10 protein-coding genes and 2 pseudogenes are annotated in these 11,836 nt (G+C 38.9%); 10 read left to right on the forward strand and 2 right to left on the reverse strand.

The features are described 5' to 3' along the window. The 5 genes and pseudogenes from ATS71_RS19080 to ATS71_RS11920 form a co-directional block, all read left to right on the forward strand. Positions 1-237: pseudogene (locus tag ATS71_RS19080) on the forward strand (nuclear transport factor 2 family protein); the annotation flags it as partial. A gap of 109 nt (positions 238-346) precedes the next feature. After that, positions 347-1,471 (forward strand): HDOD domain-containing protein, encoded by a 1,125-nt coding sequence (locus ATS71_RS11905; RefSeq protein WP_058405017.1) that lies wholly within the window; start codon positions 347-349, stop codon positions 1,469-1,471. Further along, the gene (locus ATS71_RS11910) at positions 1,468-2,019 is read left to right on the forward strand and encodes a heme NO-binding domain-containing protein (protein WP_058405018.1); all 552 of its coding nucleotides are present in this window, start codon (positions 1,468-1,470) and stop codon (positions 2,017-2,019) included. The genes ATS71_RS11905 and ATS71_RS11910 overlap by 4 nt, the downstream gene beginning before the upstream one ends. Then, the gene (locus ATS71_RS11915) at positions 2,012-2,989 is read left to right on the forward strand and encodes a sensor histidine kinase (protein WP_058405019.1); all 978 of its coding nucleotides are present in this window, start codon (positions 2,012-2,014) and stop codon (positions 2,987-2,989) included. Before ATS71_RS11910 ends, ATS71_RS11915 begins: the two co-directional genes overlap by 8 nt. Before the next feature lie 95 nt (positions 2,990-3,084). Then, positions 3,085-4,635 carry a sensor domain-containing diguanylate cyclase gene (locus tag ATS71_RS11920; RefSeq protein ID WP_082653621.1) on the forward strand — a complete coding sequence of 517 codons (1,551 nt, stop codon included), beginning with the start codon at positions 3,085-3,087 and terminating at the stop codon, positions 4,633-4,635. Between the two features lie 63 nt (positions 4,636-4,698). On the opposite strand, the gene ATS71_RS11925 is transcribed toward ATS71_RS11920, so the two are convergent. Next, positions 4,699-4,914 carry a hypothetical protein gene (locus ATS71_RS11925; protein ID WP_058405020.1) on the reverse strand — a complete coding sequence of 72 codons (216 nt, stop codon included), beginning with the start codon at positions 4,912-4,914 and terminating at the stop codon, positions 4,699-4,701. A 166-nt stretch (positions 4,915-5,080) separates the two neighbouring features. Here ATS71_RS11925 and ATS71_RS19085 point away from each other — a divergent pair. The 5 genes and pseudogenes from ATS71_RS19085 to ATS71_RS11945 all read left to right on the forward strand — a co-directional run. Then, a partial coding sequence (locus ATS71_RS19085; protein ID WP_235591478.1) for a DUF1800 family protein occupies positions 5,081-5,966 on the forward strand: 886 nt, incomplete at its 3' end. A 1-nt stretch (position 5,967) separates the two neighbouring features. Then, positions 5,968-6,988: pseudogene (locus tag ATS71_RS19090) on the forward strand (DUF1800 family protein); the annotation flags it as partial. A gap of 10 nt (positions 6,989-6,998) precedes the next feature. Continuing rightward, positions 6,999-8,339: a DUF1501 domain-containing protein gene (locus ATS71_RS11935; protein WP_058405022.1), complete on the forward strand. Its 1,341-nt coding sequence runs from the start codon at positions 6,999-7,001 to the stop codon at positions 8,337-8,339. An 88-nt stretch (positions 8,340-8,427) separates the two neighbouring features. After that, complete coding sequence (locus ATS71_RS11940) at positions 8,428-9,141, forward strand: DUF1499 domain-containing protein (protein WP_058405023.1); 714 nt, start codon at positions 8,428-8,430, stop codon at positions 9,139-9,141. 134 nt (positions 9,142-9,275) lie between these two features. Then, on the forward strand, positions 9,276-10,322 hold the full coding sequence (locus tag ATS71_RS11945) for an NAD(P)-dependent alcohol dehydrogenase (protein ID WP_058405024.1): 1,047 nt from the start codon (positions 9,276-9,278) through the stop codon (positions 10,320-10,322). 58 nt (positions 10,323-10,380) lie between these two features. On the opposite strand, the gene ATS71_RS11950 is transcribed toward ATS71_RS11945, so the two are convergent. Next, positions 10,381-11,583, reverse strand: a complete 1,203-nt coding sequence (locus ATS71_RS11950) for an MFS transporter (RefSeq protein ID WP_058405025.1) — start codon at positions 11,581-11,583, stop codon at positions 10,381-10,383. Positions 11,584-11,836 lie beyond the last annotated feature (253 nt).

The raw sequence follows: 11,836 nt of genomic DNA on the forward strand, positions 1-11,836 counted from the left end.
GGGAAAGAATTAATGCGCAAAGGCATGAGCTTTTATTTAGGCGCGCATACCCACTATGAAAGTGAGCTACTCAATACCTTTATATTTAATGATAGCGGTTTTGCGATTCGTTATAAAAACCACGCTAAAGGCATTCACCCACAAAACAAACAGCCAATAGAGTACACCTCAATAATGATGGAAGTAATAGAGGTTGAAAACGGTAAAGTGGCGATGATCCGTAAATATCATGAATAAAACCATGTGTTTACTTTTTACTAATTAGCGCCTTTGAAACTAGGGGTATTGATAAATTTATACTACGCTTTAGCTATAAACTAGTACGTTATAGCTTTAGGTGTAGTAGATGCATGATTTAAAAATCAATATTCTCATTATTGATGACGACGAACTGCTGTTACGTGCGTTAAAACGCACACTTAACCGTTTATGCCCCAGCGCAGACGTGTCGAGTGTTCAAGTTGCCACTCAATTTGAACAGCAAATAAATAACAACGCCTTACCTGATATCATTTTTTGCGATTCGATGATGCAGCTTCCAACAGGCAAAAATGTGCTCGAACAAGCCAAAGAACTCTGTCCTTCTGCGCTTAGGTGCCTACTTACAGGTGATATGAGCGGTAATTATCAGCTCCAGTTAAATAACGTAATTCATTTTCATCTTGTTAAGCCGTTTACTCAGTCTCACTTAGAAAGTGTTATAAATAGTGCCACGGTGTTAAAAACACTTTGTATTAGCAGTGAACATCGCGTTGTTTTAGGCCAACTTTCAAAGCTGCCATTTTTAGGCGGTGTAACGCAAAACCTCTTCAATGAACTTAACAAAGGTGAGCCTAATATTTCTATTTTAGAAAAAGATGTTAGGCATGATCCTTTACTTGCCGGTAAAGTTTTACAAATTGCCAACTCGGCCTTCATGGGGTTTGATTCCCACACATCGAGTGTAAAAGAAGCCATTGTACGTATTGGCTTAATAAACCTCAGAGCTATTGTGGTTTTTTCAGAGTTATCTCATCAATTACTCAGTAAAAATAAACAAAAAGCGATTAACCAATTAATAGAAAAAGGTTATAAAAAAGCAGAGTTATCGCAATCGTTAGCGAAATTTATAAAACAAGATCGCCAAGTTCAATTACTTGCATGCGCTGTCGGGTTATTAAGTGTTTTAGGTGAGCTAATTATAACGAGCAAAACCAATGCCGATTTAAATACACAAGCAGTACCTAAATTTGTTTTAAGTGCCTACTTATTATCACTTTGGGGGTTTGATCAAAACATAGTAGAAGCACAATTAATTGATGAATTACCCTCAGAAAAAAACATATCATTAACGGTGATCCACATTATTATTGAACATGTGTTTTGCAACAAGGCTTTGAACTTTAACCTTGAACAATTCGATTTTATAGACGACCTAAAACTACTCCCCGATTTACAACAGTGGTGGTCAATTAATAAGGATAAAGCATGAAAGGTATTATTTTTAGAGGCTTGGAGGCACTAGTTATTGAAAAATGTGGAATGGCTGCATGGGATGATTTACTTGAAAAAAACGCCCCAGATGCTCGCGTTTATATTTCGGCGCAAAGTTATCCCGATGAAGAAATAATTGGCCTAGCCCAAGATGTTGCAGCAGCGTTATCTATGACCATGCCTGAAGTGTTAAAAGCATTTGGTGAGTATTTGTTTGGTCATTTAAATAGGAGTCACCCAACAGTTGCTGAAGGCTTTGAAAGTTTTGCAGAGTTAATAATGGGGATTGATAAGGTTATTCATGTTGAAGTCGCTAAGTTATACCACGAGCCAAATTTGCCAGAGATAGAAGCAAAGCTGGTTGAAGAAGGATTTATTTTAATGCATTACCGTTCTAAGCGGCAGCTATGTATGTGTGCTGAAGGGCTGATTTATGGTGCAGCTTCACATTTTGGAGTTAATGTAGTTTTAGACCATGTTGAGTGTATGCACGATGGCTGCGAAAAGTGCGTTATTGAAGTCAGATACGAGGCTTCAAATGGTTGAAGATAACTATAACTATAACTATAAAAAAGCGTATCTACGTGAAAAAGCAGCGAGAGATAAGCTAGAGGTATTACTGGAAGATAAAACTCGTAAGTTATTTTGCGCCAATCAAGAGTTAAAAGAAAAGCTGAGCATGCTTAAAAGTCAGCAAGTGACCATAATGCAAACCGATAAAATGGCAACACTCGGTACGTTATCGGCAGGCGTTGCTCATGAAATAAATAATCCACTTGCCTACGTGATGAGTAATCTCGACAGTATTAAGTACTTCAAACCTACACTGCATTCGTTAATGCAGGTTGCTAAGCAATTTATAGACAAATCTATATCCGCATCAGAATTAGAAGCGCAACTCGTTAAACTCGATAATGAAGCTAACATTGATTTTATTTTAGAAGATTTAGATGAGCTGTTAGACGACACGCATGAAGGGCTGCATCGCATTGCGGCAATAGTAAATAATTTACTTAATTTTGCCAGACCTAAAAATAACTTACTTGCTATGGCTGATATTACTGAATCTTTAAAGGGGGCGATTAAGTTACTAGCTAATCAATTAAAAAGTTGTGACGTTGAATGTACTTATGACGAGCTGCCATTAAGTTATTGTAATTTATCGGCAATTAATCAAGTGTTTGTGAATATATTACTAAATGCGAAGTATGCGTGTGATTTAGTTGATGGTAAGCAAGGCAAAATAGTCATCAAGTTATTTTCAGACGAAAAAAATATTTACATTGAAATTGCTGATAATGGCTGCGGCATGGATGAGCAAACGAAAAGTCATATATTTGAGCCCTTTTATACTACAAAACCAGTTGGAAAAGGCACAGGAATGGGGATGGCCATCGTTTACAACGTGTTAAAAGAGCACAATGGTTCAATTGAGGTAGAAAGCGAACTGGGCGCTGGTACGCTAATGCGCTGTACTATGCCAATTACATTAATGCCAGAATCATCTTTAAATTAATAACGGCACCATTTAAAACTTAAGCACATTTAAACAACTATACATAAGGGCTATGCGGCAAATGCGTTTAGCTACTTACATTTTAGGCACTAATAATGACATTAAGATTTTTTGTAATAATAGGTACCCTAATTTTGATGTGCTTTGTAACTAGCTTATTGGTTAGTTACCGATACTTTTTTACGTTACCAACCATAAATGAAAACATTAAAGACTACCAGAATAGAGAGTTATTGAGCCTAGAAATAGCATTAAACAGAGAGTTTGTTTTTTTAAAAACCCTAAATTACGATTATTCGGTGTGGGATGACTCTTACGATTACATGACGAGCTTTAATAAAGACTATATTGAGTCAAATTATGTGGACGATACCTTTAAATCACTCAAAATAGATGGTGTATTTATTTACGACATGAACTTTAAACAAGTTTATGCGCATACTTTTGATTACATTCAAGAGCAACCCTATGAGCTGCCAGAATTTGATTTAAATACTCATTTACCTAACCGTACTATTCTCCCTTATGGAACAAATACGTCAGAACGCTACGGTTTTTTGAGTACAGAGCATGGTCCTGTTATGTTTGCATCACACGCAATTCAACGAACAAACAAAACAGGAGAGTCTGTTGGTAGCATTGTTTTTATTAAAAAAGTAAGGGAGTCACAATTCGCTAAAATGGCCGAGATGGCACAAGTAAAGCTAAGCTACACTTTAATAAACAAAGACAGCGCACCACAAAGAACGGCAGCTCTCAGTGATGGAATTCAAAATGAGGGAATAGCCACAGAGCGCCAAAGAACATTATTAGATATAAATGGAAACCCAATTTTGCTTATGAATATTAAGCATCATCATCAGCGTATCCCCATTTTATTTGATAATTACTTAATAATTATTTTATTAATGTTTTTTATTGTCTCATTAATTGGCTTTTATATAGTTAACCGCTTTTTTATTACACCGTTAATTAATGGCGCATCTGCAATCAATTTAATGTTGCTTAAAAACGATCTTCAACCGCTTCACTTTAGAAATCAGTTTCTAGAAATGCGTGTGCTTATAAATGGTTTTAATTCATTAATAAAAGAGGTTAAAAAGCAAAACGAACAACTAGAAAATATTAGTAAAATAGACGAGTTAACACAAATTTATAACCGACGTGCTTTTGAAGAGATTTACACAACGCAGTGGCAAGAGGCCCACAGACAAAAAACAACACTGGGGTTAATGCTAATTGATGTAGATTACTTTAAGTTTTATAACGACTTTTATGGTCACCAAAAGGGTGATAGTGCTTTGCAAGCAGTTTGCCGTGTTTTAAAAGAGACCGCCCAATCAAATAATGGTGCGGCGGCGCGCTATGGAGGTGAGGAGTTTATAATACTGTTTAATCAGTTATCGGTTGAGCAATTTGAAGCAATATCTCAACAACTGCTGCTAAATGTAAAGGCGCTAAACCTAGCTCATAAAGGCTCTAAAGTCAGTAACGTTTTAACTGTTAGTGTAGGTTGTGCTTTTGCAACTGCAAAAGCTATGGATAATGAAAAAGTAACCGCTAAGCTATTAATTAAAAACGCAGACGTTATGCTGTACGAAGCCAAAAATACCGGACGAAATAGAGCTTTAATTAAATCAATTTAATCAAATCGCTACTGATAAGTTGTTACTATTAACGCAAAGAGGTTTAATACACATTGCTTTACTCTAAACTTCTTTTCCTCCAAGTTGCTCGGCTAAATCATCAAGCTCGGCAATGGTATAATCGAAGCCAGTTTCGTCGTAATCGTAGCTTACTTTTACGCTATCTCCCCCATTAAAAAGACGTGTTTTTACATCGTTCACGGACCAGTTTTTTAATTCATGTAAAAAACGGTTGGCAACTTGCGAAGATTCAAACTGATAGCTAATTTCTGTTTTCATATGCGGTCTCTGGCTGTTTAACCCACGTAGTTTGTGCATTTTTGAACGTTAGTCAAGTTTCGATTACAAAAAATAAAAGGAAAAAATGTAAATTTTGTGTTTCAATTAATGCAATAAACTAAGTCGGTAATTACCTACTTAAACCAAAATATCATGGCGATTTAACATGCATTATAAATTAGTTTTGATAGCAAGCTCAGTCTTTTTTCTTAGTGCCTGCGGCGGTTCAGGCTCAAGCGATACACCTACGGTTAATGGTAATAAGCTCCCCATACTAACGTTGTCTGATGTGCCAAGGGATATCAAAAAAAGCCAAACCATTGATCTAACAGCAACAGCCAGCGATGCTGACGGCAGTATCGCCAGTGTAATTTGGCAGCAAGTTTCGGGGCCTGTTGTATTAAATGAGCCAGTAAACGCAAGCTCAGTTAGCGTTAAATTGGCTGATGCATCAACTTACACCCCTTTAGAATACGCGTTTAATGTTACCGCGACCGATAACGAAGGCGCCACCACCGTTAAAACGGTTAACTTTTTTGCCCGCAATAGTATGGATACATTTTCTGCAGCGCGGTTGTTGCATCAAGGAAGCATGGGGCCAACGCTTTCAGAAATACAACGTGCGCAAGGGCAAAGTGAGCTGCAATGGCTCGATGCTCAACTAGCACTGCCCATTAACTATCATCGTGACTATATGGTGTTTACTAATGACGATGAAGATTTTAGATATATAAGCCGAATAGACGCGTGGTGGAAAGCTGTCATGCAAAGCGACGACCAATTGCGCCAGCGCGTCGCTTTTGCGCTGAGTGAAATACTCGTTGTGTCTGATCTTAATAACGATTTACGCTCTCAGCCTGAGGGCATGGTGACATATTACGATTTACTGATAACGCATGCATTTGGTAATTTTCGTGATTTACTTGAGGCGATAACGTTATCGCCAATTATGGGAACTTACCTTAGTCATTTGGGCAACGAAAAGGCCGATGAGACCCTAAATATTCGTCCAGATGAAAACTATGCCCGTGAGGTTATGCAGTTATTTACTANCGGGCTTGATGAGCTAAACCAAGATGGCACTGTAAAATTAGACGCTAACGGTAATACCATTGCAACGTATGGCCAAGCAGAAATAGAAGGCTTTGCTCGTGTATTTACAGGGTGGACATTTGCAGGCAGCGAAACATTTAAGCGCAAAAGTCGCGATTATGTTGCGCCCATGCAAGCATTTGAAGAGTACCATTCACAAAAGCAAAAAACGCTATTAAACGGCGACGTTATTCCCCAAGGATATGGAGCGCAAGAGTCCTTACAACTAGCGCTTGATAATTTATTTAATCATCAAAATGTAGCGCCGTTTATTAGTAAGCAGCTAATACAACGACTTATTACATCAAACCCTACACCGCAATATGTAGAGCGAATTGCCAGCGTGTTTAATGATAATGGCGAAGGCGTAAGAGGGGATTTAGCTGCAGTAGTCAAAGCTATTTATTTAGATGATGAAGCTCGCCATTATGGCAGCGTATTAAACTACCAAGGGAAAATAAAAGAACCGCTTCTTAAAACAGTCCAATTTTGGCGAAACTTAAACGCGAAGTCACCCGAAGGTTTTTACAAAACATGGAATTTAGTTGACCGATATGGGCAAGGGCCTATGCAGTCGAGTTCGGTGTTTAACTTTTTTAGACCTGACTACCAGCCTGCTCAGTTGCGAGCAGATGCATTAGTGGCTCCTGAGCTACAAATAGCGGGTGACGCCACCCTTATTGGCACCATGAATGAGCACTTTGCCGATTTAGTGTGGAGTACCGCAGAGGCGCACACCGATTTAAATCCAAATGGCATTTATGTTTACATCATTAACGATATGAATACCTTGCAAAGCAATGGGATTAACTACTTACTCGATCAATACAACGTACTGTATTTTGCAGGCTCTATGAGTAGTGACACACGCAAAGCATTATTAGATTTAGATGCCTATTTTGATGACGATCAATATCGGGAACGGGTATCGTATTTACTTTATATGATTGCTATTTCACCTGAATTTAATTTGCAGTATTAGGAGAGGCATAATGAGCATTAATAGAAGGCAATTTTTATCGTTATGTTTAAAAGGCGGTGTATCGGCAGCCGCACTGACTAGTTTGCAATTACAAGCGCTTACCGGGTCTGTTAATGCGGTAGAACTAGGCGACTACAAAGCATTGGTATGCATTTTTTTATATGGCGGTAATGACTCACTCAACATGTTGGTGCCCCTTGAGGGTGAGCAGCGCAGCTTGTATGAGCAAAGCCGACAAAATTTAGCTGTTGCATCGCCAATTACATTAAATACTGCCACCCAGTTTGCTGGTGGTGTGGGTTTGCATCCATCACTGTCGCCTATTCAAAATGTGTTTAATGAGTCTAATTTAGCTTTTGTTGGTGGGGTAGGTACCTTACTTGCGCCAACAACTTACAACGATTACAAAAATAATGCAGTGGCGTTGCCTAAACACTTATTTTCTCATAATGATCAACAAGCTTCTTGGATGTATGGCCGTGAAAAACAGTCGCTCAATAGCGGCTGGGGTGCACGTTTGTTAGAGCGTTTAAATCAGCAAGACCAGTTTGCTGCCAATGTGTCGTTAGATGGAACCAACCTGTGGCAAACCGGCAGCCAAACAAAAGCGTTTGCATTAAATAAAAGTGGGATTAGCCGTATAAATGCATTTGGTGGTTATCAACCTCGCACAGACCATGTAACTAATATTATGAACCGCATAATGGACAATACTAAGCATCCACTTAGTGACGCCTATGCAAAAAGTTTCAATTCGGCCATTAACAATACTCAAACCATGAACAACGCGTTAGAAACTGCCCCTGAGCTAGTAACAACATTTAGCGATTCAAGTGTTTCTCAGCAATTGGCTGCAGTGGCAAAAGCCATTAGTGTGCAGTCTACGTTAGCAACACAGCGCCAAGTGTTCTTTGTTTCAATGGGCGGGTTTGACACTCACGATAACCAATTAGATATGCATCCGTTATTACTAAACTCATTAGCGCAAAGCTTGAATGAGTTCAATAATGCGATGCAAGAGCTAAATATGGCAGACAAAGTAACGACCTTTACAATGTCTGATTTTGGCAGAACGTTGACCTCAAATGGAGATGGCACCGATCATGGTTGGGCGGGTAATCAACTAGTAATGGGAGGGGCTGTTAAAGGAGGGGATATCTATGGTGATTTTTTAACTCAGCATTTAGATGGACCGCAAGACGTTGGCGGTGGCCGACTTATTCCAAGCGTATCTAACGAGCAATACTTTGCTTCGTTAGCGCAATGGTTTGGTGTTGCACCCTCTGAATTGAGTGATATTTTTCCTAATCTGACCAACTTTGATCGCACAACATTGGACTTTTTTGTGTAATTAGTTGCTAATGGTAAACCAAAATCAAGCACAAGCAGTATAAGTGCTGTTTACAAAATAACAATTACACACAAAATGGAGCACACAAATGAAAGTTTTAGTCAGCTTGGTGAGTTTAATCGCCTTTTTACTCGTTGTATTACCTGGCCCTTTATACAAGTTTGGCGTTGTTGATTTAGGTCTTGCCTTTACCGGCTTCAGATACGGCGTATATGTAGGGGGTGCAGCGCTTGTATTGTTACTCGTGCAGCTAATATTTATGCGTAAAACCGCTTCATTCGGTAGTGCTATTATTGCCGTTATATTTTCTGTGGTTGCTATTGCTATGCCGCTTAACATGATGAACAAAGCGAAAAGTGTTCCGCCAATCCATGATATTTCAACCGATTTAGTTAATCCGCCTAAATTTGTTGCTATTGCACCGCTTCGTGCTGATGCACCAAACCCAGTTGAATATGCAGGGGAAGAAACCGCGGTACAACAACGAAAAGCGTACCCAGAACTAACAACACTTAACTTTGCACAAACGAAAAATGATTTAATGGCAGCAACCGAGCAAGCAGTTAAAAATTTAGGCTGGGAGTTAGTTAGCGCTAATAAATCACTTGGTTTAATAGAAGCAACAGACACCACAACCTGGTTTGGCTTTAAAGACGATGTTGTCGTTCGTATTGTCGATGAAGGCAGTGAACGTTTTGTTGATATAAGAAGTAAATCACGCGTTGGTCGAAGCGATTTAGGAAAAAATGCGGAACGTATTAATACCTTAATTGATGAAATAAACGCAGAACTTACTAAGTAGCATTTTTTAAACATTGCTATGTTATTGAGCCCAAATACTATTTGGGCTTTTTTGTGGCTGTTTTTCAGTTTGTATTCACCCCATAGAGTGAATACTCAATGCGTTTTAAATTTTTAAACAACTATGGAGTTATTATGAAAACAGTAGGATATGCAGCACAAAGCCAAGGTTCTGAGCTTACAGAGTTTGCGTTTGAACGCCGCGATTTACGAAATAACGATGTAGAAATTGAAATTTTATACTGCGGTGTGTGCCATTCAGATTTACACGCGGTAAGAAATGATTGGGGCGGTGTAAAATACCCACTGATCCCTGGCCATGAAATTGTTGGTAAAGTTATTTCGGTCGGCAACGACGTAAAAAAATATAAACAAGGTGATACTGTTGGCGTAGGCTGCATGGTTGATTCGTGTAAAAGCTGCGATCAGTGCGACAACAATGAAGAGCAATTTTGCCGTGAGGGCATGGTTGGCACTTATGCAGGTAAAGACAGAGAAACCGGTGAAATGACCCAAGGCGGGTACTCTAAGCATGTTGTAGTTCGTGAAGAGTTTGTGCTTTCAATACCAAAAAGTTTAGATCTTTCGCGCGTTGCACCACTGTTATGTGCAGGTATTACTACGTATTCACCTCTTCATAAGTGGGGCATTAAAAGAGGTAGCCGTGTTGCAGTTGTAGGGCTTGGTGGCTTAGGGCATATGGCGGTTAAAAATGCCGTAGCAATGGGTGCCGATGTTACTGTTATTGGTCGAAGCGAATCTAAACAAGAGGATGCCGTTGAACTTGGTGCCCAGCATTACTTAGTTTCAACAAATGATGACGAAATGAAAGAATCACAGTCGGCTTTTGATGTGATCATCGATACAGTGCCTGTGAAACACGACCTATCAATTTATACACCGCTATTAGACATAGATGGTGCATTAATTATTGTTGGTCAGGTTGGGCCCGTTGACGAGCTAAATACGGTGCCTTTATTAATGGGGCGACGTCAGGTTGCAGGTTCACTCATTGGTGGCATAGCAGAAACACAGAAAATGCTCGACTTTTGTGGCGAGAACAATGTATTGCCTGAGTGTGAAATGATCAATATTGACGAAATTAACACCGCTTACGAACGTATGGAAAAATCAGACGTACGTTATCGTTTTGTCATTGATATGGCATCGTTAGATTCGTAAACTTTTTTTTGTGTAAATGTAAAAGGGCGGCTTACAAGCCGCTCTTTTGGTATAGTGATTAGTTAACCGTTTTGATAGCTGGCGACTTATTCAGTTGTAAATAGCTAAGTAACCACATTCCTAAGCCACCTAAAAATAATACCGCAGCGACATAGCCAGTTTGATTGGGTGCAGCGCCTTTGGCAATCGCAATTCCACCCACCCACGGGCCAATTGCATTTGCTGTATTAAATGCACATTGAACTAATGCGCCTATCATTGCATGCCCCTCAGGTGCAACATCCATTAAAAGGCTTTGAATTAACGTAGCTAAACCGACACTGCACCCTATGAAAAAAATAACCACATAAAGCACCCAAATATTATAACTTGCCGTAACATAGGCAAATGCAAAAATAATGGTACACACAAGCGCAAAGCCTGTGGTTTTTATTGCCGACTTGTCAGCGGCTTTTCCTAATACGTAGTTACCCAGTGTACAGCCAATGCCAAACATCACCATTGCCACCGAAATAGTATAAGGCGCTGTTTTTGTTACATCTAAAATTGTGTCGGCAATATAAGTGTATATGCAAAATACACCACCAAAACCAATAATGACAATACCTAAAATTGACCAAACAAGTTTGTTTTTTAGCACGCCAAATTCATTTAATAAGTTAGAGGGCTTAGCGTTATCTATGTTTGGCACGACTTTATAAACTAAAATAAATGCGATAAAAGCTATCACTGCAGCACCTGCTAAACAGTAACGCCAACTTAAATTTTGGCCTACCAGCGTAACAATGGGCACACCAACAATAGTGGCAATGGTTAGTCCCATAAATACTTTTGACATAAAACTGGCTCGTTTACCTTGCGGCGCAATATCTGATGCAAGCAAAATGGCAGCGCCAAAATAGGCACCATGGGGCAGTCCACTCAAAAACCTAAATATGATTAACTGCTCTAACGACGTTGCCAATGCACTAAGCCCATTAGAAATACACATTAAACTTAAAAAAATCAGTAGTGCTTTTCGTTTTCGCATATTAGCCGTTGTTAGCATTAACACTGGCGCGCCAACCACTACGCCCATAGCATAAGCGCTTATAGCATAACCACTTTGAGAAGGCGTTGTGCCAAATGTTTCACTTATAAGAGGTAACATTGGCATCATCGAAAATTCAGACAACCCTAAAATAAAGGTGCCTAGCGCCAACACAATTAAAATAGCTGTTTTATTGAGCTGGTTAGATATAGACGTAACATCAGGCTTCATAAATCCCCTTTGAATTAGATGTTTAAATATAAAAAGTAACGCCAAAGCCAAAAATGCAATGGGTTATAAATGCAAAAATTTTATGAGATGAATATAGAAAAACGAGAAGTAATTAGTTTAAGTGAAGCGAGAGGTTAAGTCATTAGGTAACATTAAATAAATACGATTTATATTATTTAATGTCAAAAGGTATTATTTTTGAATGTAATAAAAAATGGTGGAGGAATAATAAAAACAGTGGAGGTCATATAAA

The organism is Pseudoalteromonas sp. H71 (genome assembly GCF_001468485.1).
Taxonomy (GTDB): Bacteria; Pseudomonadota; Gammaproteobacteria; order Enterobacterales; family Alteromonadaceae; genus Pseudoalteromonas.